Source organism: Niallia sp. Sow4_A1 (assembly GCF_052116745.1).
Lineage (GTDB): Bacteria > Bacillota > Bacilli > Bacillales > Cytobacillaceae > Niallia > Niallia hominis.
This window is the reverse complement of record NZ_JBQKKM010000006.1, coordinates 55,673-77,116: the sequence shown is the minus strand read 5'-3', so window position 1 is coordinate 77,116 and position 21,444 is coordinate 55,673. Positions and strand designations below refer to the sequence as shown.

At 34.1% G+C, this 21,444-nt stretch carries 25 protein-coding genes; 20 read left to right on the top strand and 5 right to left on the bottom strand.

Annotated features, from left to right (window positions below; all coding sequences use genetic code 11):
* Positions 1–102 precede the first annotated feature (102 nt).
* From greA to ACTQ5K_RS05220, 3 genes are all read left to right on the top strand, one after another.
* Positions 103–579, top strand: coding sequence for a transcription elongation factor GreA (gene greA, locus ACTQ5K_RS05230; protein ID WP_031538886.1), 477 nt, complete (start codon positions 103–105; stop codon positions 577–579).
* Positions 580–673: 94 nt separating this feature from the next.
* The gene (locus ACTQ5K_RS05225; protein ID WP_251627484.1) at positions 674–2,422 is read left to right on the top strand and encodes a peptidoglycan D,D-transpeptidase FtsI family protein; all 1,749 of its coding nucleotides are present in this window, start codon (positions 674–676) and stop codon (positions 2,420–2,422) included.
* Between the two features lie 149 nt (positions 2,423–2,571).
* Positions 2,572–3,213 (top strand): DUF1510 family protein, encoded by a 642-nt coding sequence (locus ACTQ5K_RS05220; protein ID WP_251627486.1) that lies wholly within the window; start codon positions 2,572–2,574, stop codon positions 3,211–3,213.
* Positions 3,214–3,259: 46 nt separating this feature from the next.
* On the opposite strand, the gene ACTQ5K_RS05215 is transcribed toward ACTQ5K_RS05220, so the two are convergent.
* The gene (locus ACTQ5K_RS05215; RefSeq protein ID WP_031538889.1) at positions 3,260–3,472 is read right to left on the bottom strand and encodes a YrzA family protein; all 213 of its coding nucleotides are present in this window, start codon (positions 3,470–3,472) and stop codon (positions 3,260–3,262) included.
* A 231-nt stretch (positions 3,473–3,703) separates the two neighbouring features.
* On the opposite strand from ACTQ5K_RS05215, the gene ACTQ5K_RS05210 reads away from it, so the two are divergent.
* The 7 genes from ACTQ5K_RS05210 to ACTQ5K_RS05180 all read left to right on the top strand — a co-directional run bounded on the left by ACTQ5K_RS05210 (position 3,704) and on the right by ACTQ5K_RS05180 (position 8,519).
* Positions 3,704–4,354 carry a class I SAM-dependent methyltransferase gene (locus ACTQ5K_RS05210; RefSeq protein WP_235247900.1) on the top strand — a complete coding sequence of 217 codons (651 nt, stop codon included), beginning with the start codon at positions 3,704–3,706 and terminating at the stop codon, positions 4,352–4,354.
* A 1-nt stretch (position 4,355) separates the two neighbouring features.
* A complete protein-coding gene (mtnN, locus tag ACTQ5K_RS05205; protein WP_235247917.1) occupies positions 4,356–5,048 on the top strand; it encodes a 5'-methylthioadenosine/S-adenosylhomocysteine nucleosidase in 693 nt (230 codons plus the stop codon).
* A gap of 142 nt (positions 5,049–5,190) precedes the next feature.
* Positions 5,191–6,114: a cysteine synthase A gene (gene cysK, locus ACTQ5K_RS05200; RefSeq protein ID WP_441993769.1), complete on the top strand. Its 924-nt coding sequence runs from the start codon at positions 5,191–5,193 to the stop codon at positions 6,112–6,114.
* On the top strand, positions 6,115–7,248 hold the full coding sequence (locus ACTQ5K_RS05195) for a bifunctional cystathionine gamma-lyase/homocysteine desulfhydrase (RefSeq protein ID WP_251627490.1): 1,134 nt from the start codon (positions 6,115–6,117) through the stop codon (positions 7,246–7,248).
* Between the two features lie 778 nt (positions 7,249–8,026).
* The gene (locus ACTQ5K_RS05190; RefSeq protein ID WP_251627491.1) at positions 8,027–8,176 is read left to right on the top strand and encodes a YrzI family small protein; all 150 of its coding nucleotides are present in this window, start codon (positions 8,027–8,029) and stop codon (positions 8,174–8,176) included.
* 26 nt (positions 8,177–8,202) lie between these two features.
* Positions 8,203–8,355 carry a YrzI family small protein gene (locus ACTQ5K_RS05185; RefSeq protein WP_235247931.1) on the top strand — a complete coding sequence of 51 codons (153 nt, stop codon included), beginning with the start codon at positions 8,203–8,205 and terminating at the stop codon, positions 8,353–8,355.
* Positions 8,356–8,378: 23 nt separating this feature from the next.
* Positions 8,379–8,519: a YrzI family small protein gene (locus ACTQ5K_RS05180; protein WP_081836693.1), complete on the top strand. Its 141-nt coding sequence runs from the start codon at positions 8,379–8,381 to the stop codon at positions 8,517–8,519.
* Between the two features lie 201 nt (positions 8,520–8,720).
* Here the strand turns inward: ACTQ5K_RS05180 and ACTQ5K_RS05175 are convergent, their stop codons facing one another.
* Entirely contained in the window at positions 8,721–10,658 is a 1,938-nt protein-coding gene (locus ACTQ5K_RS05175; protein ID WP_031538897.1) for a fructose-bisphosphatase class III, read from the bottom strand.
* Positions 10,659–10,963: 305 nt separating this feature from the next.
* On the opposite strand from ACTQ5K_RS05175, the gene sigK reads away from it, so the two are divergent.
* Entirely contained in the window at positions 10,964–11,683 is a 720-nt protein-coding gene (gene sigK / locus ACTQ5K_RS05170) for an RNA polymerase sporulation sigma factor SigK (protein WP_031538899.1), read from the top strand.
* A gap of 159 nt (positions 11,684–11,842) precedes the next feature.
* Here sigK and ACTQ5K_RS05165 read toward each other — a convergent pair whose 3' ends face one another.
* Positions 11,843–12,157: a hypothetical protein gene (locus ACTQ5K_RS05165; protein ID WP_031538901.1), complete on the bottom strand. Its 315-nt coding sequence runs from the start codon at positions 12,155–12,157 to the stop codon at positions 11,843–11,845.
* Between the two features lie 295 nt (positions 12,158–12,452).
* Here ACTQ5K_RS05165 and ACTQ5K_RS05160 point away from each other — a divergent pair, with 295 nt between their 5' ends.
* The 4 genes from ACTQ5K_RS05160 (at position 12,453) to ACTQ5K_RS05145 (ending at position 16,116) form a co-directional block, all read left to right on the top strand.
* Entirely contained in the window at positions 12,453–12,905 is a 453-nt protein-coding gene (locus tag ACTQ5K_RS05160; RefSeq protein WP_251627493.1) for a hypothetical protein, read from the top strand.
* Positions 12,906–13,027: 122 nt separating this feature from the next.
* A complete protein-coding gene (locus ACTQ5K_RS05155; protein WP_235247933.1) occupies positions 13,028–13,789 on the top strand; it encodes an N-acetylmuramoyl-L-alanine amidase in 762 nt (253 codons plus the stop codon).
* 126 nt (positions 13,790–13,915) lie between these two features.
* Positions 13,916–14,131 (top strand): hypothetical protein, encoded by a 216-nt coding sequence (locus ACTQ5K_RS05150; RefSeq protein ID WP_031538904.1) that lies wholly within the window; start codon positions 13,916–13,918, stop codon positions 14,129–14,131.
* A 200-nt stretch (positions 14,132–14,331) separates the two neighbouring features.
* The gene (locus ACTQ5K_RS05145) at positions 14,332–16,116 is read left to right on the top strand and encodes a M3 family oligoendopeptidase (RefSeq protein WP_031536565.1); all 1,785 of its coding nucleotides are present in this window, start codon (positions 14,332–14,334) and stop codon (positions 16,114–16,116) included.
* A gap of 125 nt (positions 16,117–16,241) precedes the next feature.
* Here ACTQ5K_RS05145 and pssA read toward each other — a convergent pair whose 3' ends face one another.
* Complete coding sequence (pssA, locus tag ACTQ5K_RS05140) at positions 16,242–16,781, bottom strand: CDP-diacylglycerol--serine O-phosphatidyltransferase (RefSeq protein WP_235247943.1); 540 nt, start codon at positions 16,779–16,781, stop codon at positions 16,242–16,244.
* A 122-nt stretch (positions 16,782–16,903) separates the two neighbouring features.
* On the opposite strand from pssA, the gene ACTQ5K_RS05135 reads away from it, so the two are divergent.
* A complete protein-coding gene (locus ACTQ5K_RS05135) occupies positions 16,904–17,695 on the top strand; it encodes a phosphatidylserine decarboxylase (protein ID WP_251627494.1) in 792 nt (263 codons plus the stop codon).
* 198 nt (positions 17,696–17,893) lie between these two features.
* On the opposite strand, the gene ACTQ5K_RS05130 is transcribed toward ACTQ5K_RS05135, so the two are convergent.
* Positions 17,894–18,034, bottom strand: coding sequence for a sporulation histidine kinase inhibitor Sda (locus ACTQ5K_RS05130; RefSeq protein ID WP_048719030.1), 141 nt, complete (start codon positions 18,032–18,034; stop codon positions 17,894–17,896).
* Positions 18,035–18,636: 602 nt separating this feature from the next.
* Here ACTQ5K_RS05130 and ACTQ5K_RS05125 point away from each other — a divergent pair.
* From ACTQ5K_RS05125 to yhbY, 4 genes are read left to right on the top strand one after another with little or no spacing between them, the layout of a single operon-like run.
* Positions 18,637–19,152, top strand: a complete 516-nt coding sequence (locus ACTQ5K_RS05125) for a YqeG family HAD IIIA-type phosphatase (protein ID WP_235247945.1) — start codon at positions 18,637–18,639, stop codon at positions 19,150–19,152.
* A gap of 3 nt (positions 19,153–19,155) precedes the next feature.
* Complete coding sequence (yqeH, locus tag ACTQ5K_RS05120; RefSeq protein WP_251627495.1) at positions 19,156–20,259, top strand: ribosome biogenesis GTPase YqeH; 1,104 nt, start codon at positions 19,156–19,158, stop codon at positions 20,257–20,259.
* Between the two features lie 36 nt (positions 20,260–20,295).
* A complete protein-coding gene (gene aroE / locus ACTQ5K_RS05115; protein ID WP_031536570.1) occupies positions 20,296–21,135 on the top strand; it encodes a shikimate dehydrogenase in 840 nt (279 codons plus the stop codon).
* Positions 21,129–21,422, top strand: a complete 294-nt coding sequence (gene yhbY, locus ACTQ5K_RS05110) for a ribosome assembly RNA-binding protein YhbY (RefSeq protein ID WP_016202941.1) — start codon at positions 21,129–21,131, stop codon at positions 21,420–21,422. Before aroE ends, yhbY begins: the two co-directional genes overlap by 7 nt.
* Positions 21,423–21,444: the final 22 nt, after the last annotated feature.

Below are 21,444 nucleotides of genomic sequence, written 5' to 3'. Positions count from 1 at the left end.
AGTTGTCGTGCTAGTATCTTTAATACATAATTTATTAGGGGCTTTTAGAAGAGCATATATGTTATTTTTTCTATTAATCCCATACTTGAAGGAGTGAAGATTTTGGCAATTGAAAAAGAATTTCCAATGACATTAGCAGGTAAAGAAAAATTAGAACAGGAATTAGAGCAATTAAAAACGGTAAAACGTAAAGAAGTAGTAGAACGTATTAAAATTGCACGTAGTTTCGGAGATTTATCTGAGAACTCAGAGTATGATTCAGCGAAAGAAGAGCAAGCATTTGTCGAAGGTCGTATTACGACAATTGAAAATATGATTCGTAATGCAAAGATAATCTCTGAAGACGAACTTGATCGTGACACAGTTTCTCTTGGAAGCTCTGTAACCTTTATCGAGCTTCCAGATGGAGAGGAAGAAACATATACCATCGTTGGTAGTGCGGAGGCAGATCCGTTTGAAGGGAAAATTTCTAACGATTCTCCAATTGCCAAAAGCTTATTCGGAAAAAAAGTTGGAGACAAGGTAATTGTACAAACTCCAGGTGGAGAAATGAATGTACAAATCGTTACAATTAAATAAGTATGATTTAAATAAGTTGGTAACAATATAAAAAGTTATCATGACTTGTTTATAAAGGAGACACCTCGTCAACACTCTTGATGAGGTGTTTTTTATGTGGAGAAAAAGAATAGTTGGCATTGGCATTGTTTTTTTATTTGCCCTTTGTGTTTTGCTTGGTCGGTTAATACAAGTTCAGTTAGTAGAGACAACCCATTTTACTAAGCATAATATTAATTTGGTGGAAGCAAGTGTAAAGCAAAGATCTCAGGAAATGGAATTAGACAATGGTCGGGGAACCTTTCTTGATAAAAATGGGGATGCTCTAACACATCAGACAAAAGCGGTTTTAATATTATTTCCATTTTTAAATAAAATGGATTGGGATAGCAAAAAAGTAGCGGATATTATTGGGACAAGTGAATACAATGTAAAGAAAAGTATAGTAGATGCCGAAGATCCAGTAGTATTTGGAGGTAAGGAACCTTTAGAATTAACAAGCAGTCAAATGTCTGCTATCAATAAGCTAAAAATACCAGGTGTATTTGCTGCGGAGAAAAAATTTCATATCAATAACAATATGGCTGAACAATTGCTTGGTATTACTGGACAAAACTACGAAGAACTTCAAAAGCGTTATCCAGATAGAGAACTATCAAGTAATACATTAATTGGCTTAACCGGATTGGAAAGAAGTTTTGATGAATTTCTGTTGCCAGATGGGGAATCAAAGCTTGTTTACCATGTAGATGCAAAAGGAGGACCGCTATTTGGCTTAAATGTTAAATATGTAGAACCAGCGAATCCTTTTTACCCTGTCAATGTTCGAACTACGATTGATACGGAATTACAAGAGATGGCTGAAAGATTAGTGGATGAACAAGGCATAAAGAAGGGTGGACTTGTTCTGTTGGATCTCGAGGATAATTCTGTTGCAGCCATGGTGTCAAGACCAAAGATAAATAAAACAAATCCATATCAGACAGACGGAGTAAATAACTATATGCTGAAACAGCAAATTGTTGGATCTGTTTTTAAAACCGTCATCGCAGCTGCCGCAATTGATAACAAATTGGATGACCCTAATAGGCAATTCAATTGTAGTAAAAAGATTAACGGTGACCCAGACCCAAATTATCAGCATGGGATGCTAAATTTTACAGAAAGTTTTGCTGTTAGCTGTAACAATACATTTGGAACATTAGCAAAAGAATTAAAAGACATAGATGAGAACTTAATCGAAGAATATGCCGAGAAATTATCCTTAACTAGTTTAGTTGGCTGGGAAGGAAGTGTTTTTCATTCAGCAGATTTTCAGCAGTTTAGTGGAGAAGAAAAGGGGAGAGTGTTTCTTAATGCGGAAGCAAAACAGGACAAAAACTTTGTTGCATTAACAGGTATCGGCCAACATGAAGTTCGAGTTACACCACTAGCTGTTGCCAATATGATGGCTACCATTGCTAGAGGAGGGACGAAGGAAAGTGTACAAATCGTATCAGATATTCAATACAAAAATGGAACGACCTTTTACTCTTTTGATAAACAAGAGCTAGACGGGGAAAGTTTATCTCCTTATACTGCATCAAGACTGCAACAGCTATTAAGAGAAGTTGTTAGAAAAGAGAAAGGGACCGGGAGATGGTTTCAGGATCTTCCTTACACGGTTGCGGGTAAATCAGGAACGGCGGAAACAGGCGTATTTCAGGATGGTAAGCAGCTTCATAATAAATGGTTTGCAGGTTACTTTCCATTTGATAAACCTAAGTATGCTTTAGTAGCGGTAAATTTAGATGTCTTTTCAGATGAAGGGGGAGTAAATCAACTTTTTGCCGATGTAGTAAAGGGGATATATGAAAAGCAGTAAGCTCAGGGACCGATAAAGGAAAATACATAGGGTTCCTACTTTTCTAAAAGCGTACTAACATGTTAAAATATGAACAGTGAAAAAGAATTTGAATGGGAAGCCGTGCTTATATAGATAGAATGGAAGAAGTCAATAGGAGGAGAAACACCTTGAGTAAAGAAATAAATAATGAAAATAGCACAAGATATCAACAGAGATCCAAGAGAAAGAAAACGAATCTTATTTTGAATGGGTTAATTATCGCCGTAATTTTATTAATCGGATTCGTATCTTATTCTATTTTTCATACGAACGATGAAAATAATGCAGATAAAAAACAATCGAGCGGTACGAATACAGGTCAGGAAGCAACAAATGACGAAACAGCTTCAACAACTGAATCTGACGAAGCAACGAATGAGGAAGATACACAAGTAGATGAAGAAGCAGCGGAATCGGAAAATGGAGAAATGGTAACAGAAGGGGGAAGTGATTCCAATGTAGTCAAGACAATAGAGAATTCTTCCTGGGAGCCAGTAGGAACAACACAAACTGGTGAGCATGTTGCATCATATTCAGAAGGTGTGGATTGGAAGGAGCAAGTAAAAGCCTTGTCCTATGCGACTGGATTAGATAGTAATAATATGACGGTGTGGTTCCTTGGCAATAACAACAAAGATCCACAAAAATCAATAGGGACCGTTTCTTCGAAAGACCAATCTGAAAAATATAGAGTGTATATTGAATGGGTTGACGGAAGCGGTTGGAAACCGACAAAAGTAGAGGAAATAAAAGATTTAAATATTCGTTAAGAGTGAAACTGGAGGAAAGACTCTCCAGTTCTTTTTTTGGTTTGTATTAAAAATTCTTTTTCAGTTTGAAATGCACAACAGCTGTATAATAAGGCCGCCCATTATCTAGTAAAGTAACCTGATGAGAAACTGAGTGCACTGAGAGTAGAATGGATTTATTTACTTCAATCTGTTCATTTATTTTTTTCTCGATTGTTTTCAAACTCTCGCCTTCAAAAAATTCTACTTTATCTTCGATTAATTCTAATTGAATATTCATGTATAACTCCCTTTCTACTACTAGTAAAAATATCATAACATAAGCAAACGATGGAAGAATAATAAAATAATGAAACACGCAAAAGAGAGTTATTAAAAAATAGGGAATTAACTTACTATTTTAAGTTTGTTGATAACAGGAAGAAAGATATGATAAATTAAGAACAAGAAATATTTTAAAGCATAGTATACTGATAGGAATTGTATATTATAACAACAGGGGTGCAAAGTTATGGGAAAAGAGTTCCTAGAAATCTTTGAACAATGGGCTGAATCTTATGATGATAGCCTCACTAATGATATCGAATATGAAGAAGTATTTTGTCATTATGACCATATATTAAACAATGTTGCTAAGCGTTCCACTGGCCATGTTGTAGAATTTGGACCGGGAACTGGGAATCTAACACTTCAATTGATTAAAAAAGGATTTAAGGTTACAGCGATTGAACCATCAGCTGCTATGCGAAAAATTGCAAAGGAGAAAATTGGTGCAAGAGCACAGCTAATAGAAGGAGATTTTCTCGAATTCAAGTTAGATTTTATACCAAATACATTTGTAAGTACTTATGCATTTCATCACTTAACCAATCAAGAAAAAGAGGAAGCGATTAAACAGTATAGTAATTTCCTGCCTATAGGTGGTAAAATAGTGTTTGCTGATACAATGTTTGTCACGAAAGAAGCATACGATGAAGCAATAAAGGTAGCGACCGAAAAGGGACAGCAGCATTTAGCAGAAGACTTACAAAGAGAATACTATACAACAATCCCTTTTCTAACGGAAATCTTAGAGAAAAATGGCTTTTCTGCTCATTTCGAGAAGATGAATGATTTTGTTTGGATTATGGAAGGGGAAAAAATAGACGAAAGAGGTAAATGAATTGAAAATCGCAATTATCGGGGCAATGGAAGAAGAAGTAATTTTATTACGTGAAAGAATAACAAACAAGAAAGAACACACAATCGTTGGATTTCAATTTGTTGAAGGGCAATTATACGGTAAAGAGGTTATCCTACTTCGATCAGGTATAGGAAAAGTAAATGCGGCAATGAGCACAACAATCCTCCTTCAGACATTTAAACCAGATTATCTTATTAATACTGGATCAGCAGGGGGACTAAATCCTGAATTAGAAGTAGGAGATGTAGTTATTTCTAACGACGTGCGCCATCATGATGTTGATGCCACAATTTTTGGTTATGAATATGGGCAAGTTCCACAAATGCCTGCAAGTTTTAAGGCAAATGAAAGGTTAATTGATATAGCTGAACAGAGTGCCAAGGAAATTGGAAATCATGCTGTAGTAACAGGTTTGATTACAACAGGTGATTCGTTTATTAATCAACCTGAAAAAGCAGCATTTATTAAATCAAAATTTGATCAACTACAAGCAGTTGAAATGGAAGCAGCGGCTATTGCTCAAGTAGCATATCAATATAACATTCCATTTGTTATTATTCGTTCCTTATCTGATATTGCTGGTAAAGAATCCCACTTATCCTTTGACCAGTATTTAGAAAAGGCAGCTGTACATTCAGCAAATCTAGTTATGGGAATCGTTAGCAGAATCTAAAAGCGGCGGAGGGTTAAAAACCCTTCACCTTTCTTTTTCTATAAAGTCGAGTAATCCAATAAGAATAATAAGAAGTAATTATTTTATGGATACCACGAAATTTTCAACAAAAAGGGTAAGAATAAAATAGGGGGTGTAGAGTTTGAATGTTTATCAAAATGTACATCAATTAATTGGCCATACACCTATTGTGGAACTGACAAATTTTCCATTACCTAAAAGTGTTCGGTTATTTGCGAAGTTAGAATATTATAATCCTGGTGGAAGTATTAAAGATCGATTAGGCTATGAATTAATTCAAGAAGCATTACAAAGTGGAAAGCTAACTAAAGGTGGAACGATTATTGAACCTACTGCAGGGAATACAGGAATTGGGCTGGCACTAGCAGCCTTAAATACAGGAGTAAAAGTAATGGTTTGTGTACCAGAAAAATTTAGTATGGAAAAACAAGCAATTATGAAGGCATTGGGAGCAGAAATTATTCATACACCAACCTCATTAGGAATGAGTGGTGCAATAGAAAAGGCAAAGGAATTGCATCAAGAAATTCCTAATTCTTATATCCCAGGACAATTCGAAAATGAAGTGAATCCAAATACGTATTATAAAACGCTAGGGCCAGAAATTTGGGAGCAATTAAATCATCAAGTCGATATATTTGTCGCCGGAGCCGGAACGGGTGGTACCTTTATGGGAACGGCTCGATATTTAAAAGACCAAAATCCAGCTGTTAAGTCAGTAATAGTAGAACCAGAAGGCTCTATTTTAAACGGTGGACAAAGTGGACCCCATAAAACAGAAGGAATTGGAATGGAATTTCTGCCAGATTTTATCGATCGAAAATTTTTTGACCAAATCTATACGGTTTCAGATTCAGATGCTTTTCATTATGTAAAGCTTGCTGCCGAAAAGGAAGGTTTACTTGTCGGTAGTTCTTCAGGCGCAGCTCTTTATGCAGCTGTTCAAGTAGCGAAGAAAGCAAGAAGTGGTAGCAATATCGTGGTGGTTTTTCCAGATTCTAGTGATCGTTATATAAGCAAAAAAATATTTGAGGGAGGAATTTAAATGAAAAGAAAAACAAAATTAATACATGGTGGAGTTCCAAGTGATCCACATACTGGCGCAGTAAATGTTCCTATCTATCAAGTGAGTACTTATAAACAGGACGGTATTGGAAACCATAAAGGATTTGAATATTCCAGAACTGGTAATCCAACTCGTCATGCATTAGAAGAACTCATTAAGGATTTAGAAGAAGGAACAAGAGGTTTTGCTTTTAGTTCCGGTATGGCAGCTATTACTGCGGTCATGATGCTATTTAAAAAGGGTGACCATATATTATTAACAGACGATGTTTATGGTGGAACTTTCCGAGTAATGACAAAGGTATTAAATAAGTTTGGTATCGAGGCAAGTTTTGTTGATACCAGTGATATTATCAATATAAAAGAAGCAATAAAAGAAAATACAGTTGCTTTGTATATCGAAACCCCAACCAATCCGTTATTAAAAATAACAGACATCGAGGCAACTTCTCATGTTGCGAAAGAAAATGGCTTATTTACGATTGTAGATAATACATTCTCTACGCCATATTGGCAAACACCATTAACACTAGGGGCGGATATCGTGCTTCATAGTGCAACAAAGTATTTAGGTGGACATAGTGATGTCGTCTCTGGATTGGTAGTCGTTAAAGATGAAAAATTAGGAGAAGATCTTCATTTTGTTCAAAATTCAACAGGCGGTGTATTAGGACCAAATGATTCTTGGCTTCTTATCAGAGGGATGAAAACACTTGGAATACGTATGGAGGAACATGAAAGCAATACAAAGCAAATTGTCTCATTTTTAGAAGAACATCCTGCCATTTCAAAGGTATATTATCCAGGTCTAAGCACACATCCAAATCATGAAATAAGCAAGAAGCAAGCACTAGGTTTTGGAGGCATGGTTAGCTTTGATGTTGGAAGTGCAGAAAACGCTGATAAGCTTTTAAAGAAAGTCAAGTTCTTCACCCTAGCAGAAAGCTTAGGGGCTGTAGAAAGTTTAATCTCTGTTCCGGCAAGGATGACACATGCTTCAATCCCAGCAGAAAGAAGAGCAGAGCTTGGGATAACTGATGGTCTTGTAAGAATTTCTGTTGGACTAGAGGATGTAGAAGATTTAATCGAGGATTTAAAGCAAGCACTACAATAATTTAAAAATAAAAAGGGGCTGGGACAAAACTAAATAACTAGTCTTTAAAGACGAACAATCTTTAATTTAGCTCTTAAATAAAGCTACTTTCTGATGGTTATCTATGTTTTTTAATATAGTTAAGTGTAAAAACTCAGTCGTTCCACTGCGCTACAGACGCTCGCTTTCCGCGGGGAGGAAGCTGAGCCTCCTCGCTGCGCTGCGGGGTCTCAGCCTTTCCTCTACTTCCCGCAGGAGTCGAGCGTCCTTCGCTCCATTTCACTTCGTTTTTAAACCTTTTTCTAAAAAAACAAACACGAACTTTTTTGTAATTTAATTACGTTATAGTTCGTGTTTGTTGTTGGTTGAAATGCTTATGTCTCAGCCTCCTTGTCTGTTTGAAAAGATTAAACAAAAATAGGAGAAATCACTAAATAACTGTGGGTAGCCGTCTAAATTTTAAAAAAAGGTTTACAAAGCTGGCATTGGAGGATATAATTACCAATGTGAGATAAAAAAATTCTAAGGAGGTTGAATAAAATGGAAAGATTTTTACCAGAATTAAACAGTGTACTAGTAATTGAATATGCAATATACACGAATTCAACCACTTCGGAATGGGAAATTTTATCTTAGTTTAGTCTAACTAGAAAATATCCAACCGCAGGGTAGTCGTGTCCTGCGGTTTTATTATGTCTATTTTTAAACCGCAGATAGGTCTATTTGCGGTTTTTTTGTGCGCTCACGAGAAAAAAATTACATTTATGGTAATAATTGATTAAAGAGAGGTGTAAAGGAAATGACATTAAATCTAATTTTTCTAACGGTTACGATTAAGAAAAAGCAGTATACAGATGCTGATTGGATGCAAGAAATGGAAATGAAAAAAAGAATCGAGGAAAATCGTAGAAAACTCGACGAAGTAGGCTATTTAAGAAATGGGTTATAAAAAGTGCTCTCTTAGGAGGTGAAGAAATGACCTTAAGTATATTCTTTATAACAATAACGATTCACTTTAAAAAGATGACAAACGAAGAACATGCTCATTTACAGGAAATTGAGCAAATGTATGAAGAAACAAAAACAAAACAGATTCGTTCTGGGTACTTTTCCCATAACAATTACTAAAAATGTATAAGGAGTGAAAGGAAATGACGTTAAATATGCTATTTTTTACAATTACTATTCATCAAAAACAGATGACAGAAGAAGAAATACGACATCAACAAATTATTGAGGAAATAATGGAAGAGAATAGAAGAAAGCAATTGTCTGCAGTACGCTTTTTATAAAAATTAAGATAAGAACGAGAGGTGGAAGAAAGATGTTTTTAATTATCCTGCAGTGTCGACAATCAATCTTATGGGCAGATAAAGATACTGACTAACGAGGGAACTTATAGAGAAAACATAGTAGGCCAAACTGTGCAACAATTTCTGTTAAAACAACAAACAATCAGTGAATAAGGAAATCCACTGATTGTTTGTGTCTTTTTATTTTTTTATATAGCGATATTCCAATAACTGATTTAAATCGTTCATTTGCTCCAATAACTTTTCTCCAACATTGGTTTCTAATACCTTTTTCCGTTGAAGCTCCCTATCAACAACTCTTTTTACAGATAATACATCTGTACCATTTTCGAGTACATCCTCTTTGGAAGTAAACCGTTTATGTGCAACTAATTGCATTCCGTAAGAATTGTATAATAAGGTATACCCCGCAATTCCTGTTTTTGATTGATATGCTTTGGAGAACCCGCCATCAATAACAATCATTTTTCCATTTGCCTTAATTGGATTTTCCCCATTTATTTCAGCAACAGGAGTATGTCCGTTAATGATATGCCCCTGGTCAGGATTTAATCCGAACTCCTGCAATATATTGCGGCAAATATCTTCTTGTTCTCGCAAAAAATAATAGGCATTCTTTTTTTCTTTATGTGTCTCTTTCTCATTTATAAAATATCGCTCAAACGTAGTCATATCTTTTTTGCCAAATAAGGAGGAATTCTCGCCAGTCCATAAATACCAAACTAAATCTGTAGCAAAGTCATCAGTTATTTCTGGATGATTGAAGCTATAGCGTAAATAGGATTCAAATAAATCAAACAATTCTTTTCCTCTATACTCTTTCCCATCTATTTGCATCGTTTTCATTGAACCGTCCTCATTTAAAGGAATACAGCCATGGATTAATAAATTACTATTGTATTTTAAATAAAGACTTCCTTTGTTCATTAAAAAGTGTATATGTCTCGCGAGCTTTTCTGAATGCTGTATCGAAAAAAGCAGTTTATTTATGACTTGTTCTTCTTCTTTTAAAAGAAGAGAGGGATCTTCTGGATTGATTGTATTAAAGCAAGTATTTTCTAATGAGAAAATTTTTTCATTAAAATTAATTGTGTTCGTTTCATAATCAATTTTTTCTAGTAAAAGACGATGATGCATTTGAAAATCAGGGCGTCTTTTAATAATAGGCATTTCCAATTTAAATTGAATGATAGATATAGCTTGATGAATTTTGGTAATTTGTAATATATTTTCTTCTGTATTCTCTTCTTTTTTTGCATTCATTTTTGGGCGGAAAGCTTTATTATCTTTATAATATTTATTTGCTAAGTTTAAGAGAGGGCGCAAATTGATTCCATATGCATCCTCGATAATATCTAAATTATCGTATCTCGCACATATTCGAATAATATTAGCAAGACATACTTTTGATCCAGCAAATGCACCGATCCATAATACGTCATGATTTCCCCATTGAATATCAACTGAATGGTAGTCCATTAATGTTTCCATTATTTTGTCAGGATAGGGACCCCGGTCATATATATCGCCTACTACATGTAAATGATCGACAACGAGTCTTTGTATGGTATAAGCTAGTCCAATAATTAATTTATTTGCTTGTCCTAATGAAATGATTCTGTTAATGATGCTTGAATAATAATCCGTTTTATTATTCAATTCATTTTTTTCATACAATAATTCTTCAATAATATAAACAAATTGTGGTGGTAATGCTTTTCGAACTTTTGAATTTGTATATTTGGAAGATGCATATGATACTAATCGAATCATTCTTTCGATTGTATCTGCATACCAGGCATCCAGTTCATATGTATGTATAAATGAATTAACTACTCTTTTTAGTTTTTCTTCTGGATAATAAACCAATGTGGCAAATTCATCGATTTCGGCTTTGGAAAGCTCTTCTTTAAATAAATCACGAATTTTTTCTTTCACATTTCCTGAACCATTTCTTAAAACATGTTGAAAGGCATGATACTCACCATGCAGGTCACTGACAAAATGCTCTGTCCCTTTCGGAAGGTTCAGTATGGCGTCAAGGTTTATTATTTCAGTTACCACTTTCTCTTCTGAATCATACTTTTCTGTAAGTAAATCTAAATATTTCGTATCCATCTTGGCTCACCCCCATGTAATAGAAAAAGCTATCAATATATATTATACAAGGAATAAGCGAGAATTTAGTAATTAATTTAAAATATTTGGAAAATAATTCTAATGTCCCTTTTGTTTTGGAAATAAAGATTTAGGTATTTGTCTTCTTTGATGAGATGCTCCAGATATTACCCATAATTGCTTAGAAATAAACTAAAATAAAATAGATTTTCCTAAGTTTATTGTCACGTGGACATGCAAGACCTACTCCCTATTTACATAGTAATGAAGTATAGGCAAATGTCCTTGAATGTGGAGGTGGAAAGATGTCCGGAATCTTATTGTCGCTTGGAGCTTTATTAAAAGAATTAGTATTCCTTGTTTCCTATGTAAAAAATAACGCATTTCCCCAACCATTATCAGCGAGTGATGAAAAAAAATATTTAAGGTTGATGGCTGAAGGAGATTCCCATGCAAGAAATATGTTAATAGAGCATAACTTGCGCTTAGTTGCCCATATTGTGAAAAAATTTGAAAATACAGGTGAAGATTCAGAGGATCTAATTTCGATTGGAACCATCGGTCTTATAAAAGGGATAGAAAGCTTTTCAGAGGGAAAAGGGACGAAATTGGCTACTTATGCGGCTCGGTGTATAGAAAATGAAATCCTAATGCATTTAAGAGCACTGAAAAAAACAAAAAAGGATGTATCCCTGCATGACCCCATTGGTCAGGATAAAGAAGGAAACGAGATTAGCCTCATTGATGTTTTGAAATCAGAATCAGAAGATGTAGTAAATACTATTCAGTTGAATATGGAGCTTGAAAAAGTGAAAGAATATATTGATGTGTTAGATGAAAGAGAGAAAGAAGTAATCATTGGAAGATTTGGACTCGATTTAAAGAAGGAAAAAACACAACGAGAAATTGCGAAAGAACTAGGAATTTCAAGAAGCTATGTTTCTCGGATTGAAAAAAGAGCTTTGATGAAAATGTTTCATGAGTTTTACCGAGCAGAAAAGGAAAAAAAGCGCAAAAATGATTAGCGTTTATACATAAGGATGTTATAAAAAGGTGCATTCTTATGAGGGTAAATTTTTTTCATTAGCTTGAAATTGTAAAAAGAAAGTAATAGGAAAATAGAAGGCTAGAAGAAGCATCTAAAGTCATTGGATAAATCTATGACTAGGTGCTTTTTCTAATCCTTAATATTTCACATAGTGGATAAACTCTGTATTATCTGTAGCTACGGTTTTTACTATATCGCCCTGCCGATTTTTATAAATCTCATATTCACGATAAACCTCTACAATAAAGCCATCCTCTTCTTTCGTCTCTTCTAATTTGTATTCCAGTTCGGGTGCACCGAATATTTCATCTGTATTACTTGAAACCTCTTGATCTTCATTTGTTGGACTATAAAAGAGAACCTGATTTTTATTGATGCTGGCCGTTGGGGTTTCTATGTATGCAATAAAAGCAAGAAGTACAATAACCAATATAAAAGAGATTTTTTTCACAATTAATCTCCTCCTTCCATTTCATTGTATGCATGTCCTTTAGAAGTATGCGAACAAGAAACGAAGGAGTTTTTTAGAACTGGAAAATTTAATCATTTTTATCTATAAAATATCATATCGTAAAAAGTACATGCCTTACTATTATTGAAAGACTGGAGGCTAAGCATCTAGCTTGAAAAGAAGAATAAACAAATAATCTTCAAATCGTGTAAATATTTTATAATAATTGTAATATAAATGAAATATAAATGTTTCTTTCAAAAGGGTTAGAGCTAACGGAAGGGGTTGAAGATTGGTGTTTAGGAGGCTGCTGCTAGTTATCTCACTATTGCTATCTATCCTTACTAATGGACCGAATCATGAAAAAAATGAACTTATAGCAAGTAATCAGCAAGATCAAACGATTGTAACTATTTCTGAGATAAAAGATATGGTTAGAAATATGCAAACAAAAGCAGACGTCAACTCCATTCTAGGTAGGAACTATCAAGAAATAAGAGGAGAATTGTACAATAATACTGTATGGAGATTTGATTTGTATCCCGTCTCAAACTATCAATATATGTCAAAATTTGACACGGTAGATTCTGAAGGTTTACAGGAAGGATTAGTGAAATATATTATTTTTATCAGTTTTGGTGAAGAGGATAATAATATCAGTAAATCTATTTATTATTGCGATATAAAAGGAAATATTTATGAAGTAAAATATATTGAGAATACAGAAAAAGAAGTTATACTATTTTAATCATACATTCGATGAAGTCATCTTGATTATGTTACTAACTATCTACTTTTTCATAATACTTAGGCTTTCAAACAAGCGATTTTTCACCACCTTTCTATACTATTAGAAAGGTGGTGAAAAGTATGGTAAAAATTTTTATCGATCCAGGTCATGGTGGCTCTGATTCTGGTGCAGTAGGAAATGGATTACTAGAAAAAAATATCACATTAATGGTTGCACAAGAAATCAATCTTATACTTCAAAACGAATATGAAGATATTGCTATTCGAATGAGTCGTACGGGAGATGCTACAGTGAGCTTGTCAGAAAGAACAGAGGCGGCTAATAACTGGAATGCTGATTTTTATCTTTCTATTCATATAAATGCTGGTGGTGGAACAGGCTTTGAAAGCTATATATATCCAGGGATTGGTGAACCTACAACAACTTATCAAGAATTAATTCATGAGCAAGTAGTTGCTGATACAGGCTTTATTGATAGAGGAAGGAAGCGTGCAAATTTCTATGTGTTAAGAGAAACACGTATGCCTGCATTATTAACAGAAAATGGTTTTATCGATACAACGTCAGATGCTAACCGCCTAAAAGAAAGCAATTTTATTGTGAAAATTGCTAGAGGTCATGTCCTTGGTTTAGAAAAAGCATTTTCATTAACAAAAAAGCAATCTAAGCCAATATACCGTGTGCAAATTGGTGCATTTTCAGAAAAAGTAAATGCGGATAACCTAGCAGCACAAGCAAGTGAAAAAGGATTTGAAACAGCCGTTCTATTTCGAAATAACCTCTATATTGTACAAATTGGAGCCTTTAGCAGTAGAAATAATGCCGAGCAATTGGCTGCAAAGGCAGAAGATGCAGGTTTTTCGACTTATCTTTCTAATTAGTATAGGAGAATTAGTGAATATATAAAGCAATTTTTGTGATAGAGGAAAATCATTAGAAAATAGGACAATTGCCTAAAACATTGGGTACAAATAAAGAATATTTTATAGAAGAGAGGAGGAATATTAATGGTTGGTTATGGATACCCGAATCAAATACCACCAGCTGTTCCACTTGGAGGAGTAGGACCAACTCCAGTTGGATATGGATTTGGAGCACCTTATGCTGCATACGGAGGCGTATATGGAGGTTCCAGTGGTGTCTGGTATGCATTCTTAATTATTCTGTTTATTGTTATCATTCTTTTTTGGGGTGTTTGGGTATTTGGTGGCTACTTTCGTTAATAAGCATGAAGGATAAGAGAAAATGGAAAGAGCCCCGAAAATCTTCGGAAACAGTCATCGTATTAACCATCAATGGGGAAGAAAGAAATTCCCATTGATGGAAATTTTACTTTATTTACGATTCTTAAGAAAGAATGGAAATATTCCGATATTCGAACTATAATAGCATAGTAGTTACTAAGAAAGGAGCTAATAGAATAATGAGTAGAATAGCCTATCAAGAAACATGGGATTTAGATGGATTATTTCCTGGAGGAAGCCATTCTCCCAAGTTTAGAGAGCACTTAGCGATATCAATGGATGAAATAGCTAAATTATCATCATATGTACATAAATTTGAGCCATTGAAAGAAGCGATGGACGGCGATGCTTTGCAACAAATTGTGGAACAATTTGAAATTGTTGTAAAAAAAGTAAGACAGGCAGGTGCCTTCGTAAGTTGTTTAGAGGCACAAAATATGGAGGATAAAGAGGCGAGCGCATTAAGAGGGAGAGTAACCGAATTAAGTGCAACCTTTCAAAATGTATTAACTATTCTGGACGGGAAATTATCCTTATATAGTGACATGGAATGGGATTCCTTATTCAAAGGAAATGAATTAGAACAACTTTATTTTGTCCTGTCAGAAAGAAGAACTGCAGCTAATGAGAAATTATCTGAAGCAGAAGAAACGCTTATAAATAAACTAAGTGTTGATGGATATTATGGTTGGGGCCAAATGTATGATACGATTGTTGGAAAAATCCAGATTCCTTTTCAAGAGGAAAAACTATCTATTGGACAAGCTGCAAATAAATTTTCTAGTCCAGATCGTTCGGTTCGTAAAAGGGTGTTTTCAGAATGGGAAAAGGCATGGGATGCTCATGGAGAAGTTCTCGCAAAAACATTAAACCATTTAGCTGGATTTCGATTAAATGTTTATGGAATGAGAGGGTGGAATAACTTTCTAAAAGAACCGTTAGACATGAATCGCATGCAAGAAAAAACACTGCAAGCAATGTGGAGTGCCATTTCTAAAAAGAAACAGCCTTTTGTGCAGTTCTTGGAAAGAAAAGCAAAACTGTTAGGGTTAGAAAAGCTGAGTTGGTATGATCTGGATGCACCGCTAGGTAAGGTAGAAACAAAAATGTCTTATCAGGAGGGTGCTGACTTTATTATTAAGCACTTTGAACAATTCGGAACAGAGATGGCTATTTTTGCAAAAAAGGCATTTGAAGATAGATGGATTGAAGCAGAAGATCGAAAAGGAAAACGACCTGGAGGATTCCATACTTATTTTCCAGAAAGTGCCCAATCACGCATCTTTATGACATATTCTGGTACTCCATCAAATGTCTCAACCTTAGCCCATGAGCTAGGTCATGGTTTTCATACTTTTGCGATGAGAGATATGCATACATTAAATAGGAATTATGCAATGAATGTTGCAGAAACAGCCTCTACATTTGCAGAGATGATTGTTTCAGATGCGGCTGTGAAAGCTGCGTCCACGGAAGAAGAAAAGCTAGTATTACTTGAAGATAAAATACAGCGTTCTATTGCATTATTAATGAATATTCATGCTCGTTTTCTATTCGAAACAAAATATTATGAAGAAAGACAAAACGGACAAGTTTCTAAGGAGCAACTAAACACACTAATGTTGGCTGCGCAAAAAGAAGCATATGGAGATGCTCTATCCGAATATCATCCTTCTTTCTGGGCTTCAAAATTACACTTCTTTATAACAGGGGTACCTTTTTATAATTTTCCTTATACATTTGGTTTTCTATTTTCTCTTGGGATCTATGCAAAAGCATTAGAGGAAGGAAAAGGTTATGAGGATAAGTATATTTCACTATTAAGGGATACAGCAAGTATGACAGTAGAAGAACTGGCTTATAAACATTTACAAGTTGATTTAACAAAAGAAGATTTTTGGAACAGTGCTATTCAGCTTTGTATAAATGATGTAGAAGAATTTTTGGAGCTAACAAATGAATGAATTTGATCTAAGCAAATCAGAATAAGCATTTTCAAAATAAAGAGACCTCATAAATCTAGCTTGGTTATAGCTACTTTATGAGGTCCTAGTTTTTTTTTAAATAAAATAATGCGTTGTAAGTGTAGTTAAATTTTTCTCCATCTAAAATTTCCAATCATTAATACAGAAAGGATTAGCATGAGGAATAAATAAATATGAAGTGGCAGATATGCGAGCCATAGACAGCTAAAGGTCAGGATACAACCAGCAGCTGTTATTGGTAAGCCTGTAAAATAACCATGACTTTCTGTTATATTAAATCTAGCTAAGCGAAAAGCTCCACACACAATATAAAGGACTGTAAAAAATGATCCTGGTGCTCCAAATTCAAATAGAACTCCTTGATATACTAATAGTGCTGGCGCTACTCCAAATGAAATAATATCACTCATCGAATCAAGCTGTTTGCCTAGTTCTGATTCAATATTAAATTTTCTTGCTGTCATTCCATCCAGGCGATCTGCTAATGCTGCAATAAAAATTAATAATAGACTTAATTGTAGATGTCCCTTTAAACTATAAATAATTGCCAAAGCACCTAAAGAAATATTTGTTAAAGTTAATACATTAGCTAATTGTGTTTTAATCTTCTTCATCGTTTGTTCTAAGACTTCATGTAAAAACATTTATATTCACTCCCAGTATGAAATGAATTTCATACAACTATTTTTAATATAATCATATATAATTTTAATGTAGTATATGAATATTCGTAAAGAAAAATTTTATTTATTGGAGGATTGCTTCGTTGAAAGAAAGAGTATATCGCCATTGTATCGAACTAACGAATGGAAGATGGAGCTCCGCTTTAATTAAGAAATTTGCCTATTCTAAATGGAGCCGTTATATGATTCCTTCCTTTGCAAAGGTATATCAAATAAATATAGGTGAAATGGAAAAACAGTTAAATGAATACCGTTCATTACATGAATTCTTTATTAGAAAATTAAAAGCTAATAGTCGAAAAATAGATGCCGTTGCAGGAGAGATCATTAGTCCTGTTGATGCAGTCATTGAAGATATCGGAAAAGTAAAGAGCGATCAATCCATTATCGTGAAAGGAAAAACGTATTCTGTTTATGATATGCTTGGAGACGAAAAAATAGTTAAAAAATATGTTGGAGGAACTTATCTTATTTTTTATTTAAGTCCAAGTCATTATCATCGAATTCATTGTCCTGCAACAGGTATAGTGATAAAACGTTGGACTCTTGGAAATAAATCGTATCCTGTTAATAAATATGGCTTAAAGTGGGGGAAATCAACTCTATCTCGGAATTATCGGTCTATAACTGAAATTAAGACCGAAGAAGGAAATGGCATTTGTATGGTGAAAGTTGGGGCGATGTTTATTAACTCGATTATATTAAGTCATCATAAAGAGCACTTAGTACAGGGAGAGGAAATGGCTTATTTTTCTTTCGGTTCTACAGTTGTTTTACTATTTGAAAAAAATACTTTTATACAGAAAGACTTTCCTTCTATGCCATATCCGGTTAAAATAGGAGAGATTATTGGGGAAATGAGAAAAGAAGTATAGACTAATCTTTCAAAATTAATGGCTAAGTATGAGTCACTTTGCTTTTTCTTTGTTTACCAAAGCAAGGTGTTTTCTGCTGCCATTTTGTATTTTATATAGATATAGTAACTTTTATGTAGCGTAAATAAAAAAACAGCCTAATTGAAAGGGCTGCTTTAAAGTGTATATATAGTTTTATCATTATTCTTTGTCACATAATCAAGAGGAAACTTTTATCTTGTTGTTTAAAGAACGTCGGTGAATTTCAGTTTCGATGAGACGAATAAATTCAGGGCTTAAATTAAGTTCCCTAGCTTTATGGTAAGACTCGATCAATAATTCATCTGACAATTTACGCATGCCAGAAACACCTCCATTCAAATCAAAAATAAGTACTTCTTTCTAGTAACATATAAATATGTATTACCTGTGATGCCGAAAAAATTTTTTTTGTTATTCTATTAAGATGAAAGTAGTGCTTTGAAAATGGGCACCATACATACTGTGCGTATAAATTTGACATAGTTTTTTTTGATAGTAATAATTGCTTGTCCAACAATAGTCATTTAAGATACATTTTGTCATTTCCGGGAAGTTAGCCTTGGAAGTTTACTGGATATTATTCTGTATCCTTACTTTAACAAAAATAAACATAGAGAACAACTGTTCGGTTATCCACAATCATAAGTGGATAACCTGTGATTAATTTGTTGAGAAGTATGTAGACGGCGTGTAAATCAATGGGTATTATGTGCATAATGTTATCCACATATGTTGAAAAATGCGATTTTTGTCGAAAATTATTTTATTATTATCAAAAAAAGAATAGATATTGTATCTTCTTTAAGAAGAAAAACGGTATAATATTACTTTCTTCTACCGTGAAAAATGGTTACCATAAAAAGAGAAGCATATATATTGGTAAAAACATAGATATAAAAGAGACAAGAGGTGTATTTTAAGTGTTTAATCAATTTTTACCTGATCAGTTTGTAAAAAATATATTTGAGATTTCACCCGAAAGCTTAAAAGAAAAAGGAATTAAAGGGATTATCACTGATTTAGATAATACGTTAGTAGAATGGGATCGCCCGCTTGCAACACCGCAAATTATTGAATGGTTTGCAGAAATGAAAAGAAATAATATTAAAGTAACAATTGTTTCTAATAATAAGGAGACGAGGGTTAAGTCATTTTCAGATCCATTGCATATTCCTTTTATTTTTGCTGCGCGCAAACCACTTGGTCGAGCATTTAAAAGAGCAGTAATGCAAATGAATGTAAAAAAAGAAGAGACAGTAGTAATCGGAGACCAATTATTAACAGATGTTCTTGGTGGAAATAGAAGTGGGTTTCATACTATTTTAGTAGTTCCTGTTGCACAAACAGATGGTTTTATGACAAGAATCAATCGGAAAATTGAAAGAAGAATTTTAAATTGGTTTCGTAGAAACGGAAAATTGACTTGGGAGGATTAATAAGTGACAGAAAGAATACATTGTATTGGCTGTGGAGTTGCCATTCAAACGGATAATAAAAATGAATTAGGATATGCCCCTTCTTCTTCACTGGAGAAAGAAGAGGTAATTTGCCAAAGATGTTTCCGTTTAAAACATTATAATGAAGTACAGGATGTTTCATTAACAGATGATGACTTTTTAAAGATATTAAATGAGATTGGCAAAAGTGATAGCCTGATTGTTAAATTAGTAGATATATTTGATTTTAATGGAAGCTGGCTACCTGGTCTGCATCGTTTTACCGGGAAAAATAAGGTTTTATTAATTGGAAATAAAGTCGATCTTCTACCTAAATCAGTGAAACAGCAGAAAGTCATTAATTGGATGAAAAAAGAAGCGAAAGATTTAGGATTAAGACCTGAAGATGTGTATCTTGTTAGTGCTGAAAGAGGGAAGAATGTAAAGGAAGTCTTAGAAGCAATTGATTATCACCGTAATGGAAAAAATGTTTACGTAGTTGGCTGTACAAACGTAGGGAAATCAACATTTATTAATCGAATTCTTAAAGAGGTTTCAGGAGAAGAAAATGTAATCACTACTTCCCATTTTCCAGGTACAACACTAGATATCATTGAGATACCTTTATCAGATGGGAAATTTTTAGTGGATACTCCGGGAATCATCAATCATCATCAAATGGCCCATTTTGTTGACAAAAAGGATTTAAAAGTTATAACTCCAAAGAAGGAAATCAAAGCGAGAATATTTCAATTAAACGACAGACAAACACTTTACTTTGGTGGACTAGCTCGATTTGATTTTGTTAAAGGGGATCGTAATAGCTTTGTTTGTTATTTTTCTAACGAGATAATGATTCATCGAACAAAATTGGAGAATGCAGATGAATTATATAAAAAGCATGCTGGTGAGTTATTAACTCCTCCAAACAGAGAACAGATGGATGAATTTCCCGAATTAGTAAGACACGATTTCTCCATAAAAGAGCCAAAGACGGATATTGTATTTTCGGGCTTAGGCTGGATTACAGTTAATGAACCAAATATTCAAGTATCTGTTTACGTTCCAAAAGGGGTTCATGCCATGCTTCGTAAATCATTGATATAAGGATTAGAAATGTCATAAGGGAAAAGGGAGAGCGGTATGAGGAAGAATTTTGCAGTAATTGGCGATCCAATCGAACATTCCATGTCACCTATTATGCACAATGATCTTTTTCAGTTTTATGGATTAGATGCTGAGATGAAAAAGATACATATAAAAAAGGATTTCCTGCAAAGTGGTTTAAGTGAATTAAGGGACATGAACATGGCAGGCTTTAATGTTACAGTACCACATAAACAAGCTATTATTCCCTTTTTGGATGAACTGGATCCGTTGAGTAAAGCTATTGGTGCTGTAAATACTGTAGTTTGTGAAAATGGTCGATGGATTGGGTATAATACAGATGGAGAAGGATATCTAAAAGGTCTTTTAAAGCAGCTTCCTGATATAAAACAGCGAAGAACCTTAATTATTGGAAGTGGTGGGGCTGCAAGGGGTATTTATTTTACTCTTGCTCATTATGGAGTAGAACAAGTCGATATTTGCAATCGTACCATTTCAAAGGCAAAAGCCTTAAAAGAGGCATGTCCTTATCCAGTAAAAACAAATATAATGGAAATTGCGCTAGCGGAAAAAACGCTTGGAGAATATGGTCTTATTATACAAACAACTTCTATCGGAATGTCACCAAAAATAGATGCTTCTCCCATTCAAATGAGCAATGTGATGGAGGGTGCGTTTGTAAGTGATATAATCTATAATCCATTGGAAACAAAAATATTAAAGGATGCCAAAGCCAAAGGCGCAATAACTCAAAACGGGATTGATATGTTTGTATATCAAGGAGCCCTAGCTTTTGAAAAATGGCAAGGGGTATTTCCAGATACAACTAGAATGAGGCAAAATGTTTTGACACAATTAGGAGGATTAACATGTTAAGAGGTAAGCAGAAAAGATTTTTACGAGCAAAGGCACACCATTTAAGTCCTATATTCCAAGTAGGAAAAGGTGGCGTAAATGATAATATGATTAAGCAAATAAGTGAAGCATTAGAAGTAAGAGAATTATTGAAAATAAGCATTTTACAAAATTGCGATGAAGATAAAGATACCGTTGCAAGTGAATTAGTGAATGGCACGAAAAGTGAGCTAGTTCAAATTATTGGCAATACAATCGTGTTATATAAAGAGTCTAAAGAAAATAAAACGATTAATTTACCATCTTAATTCCGCAGAAGAGGCGATATTT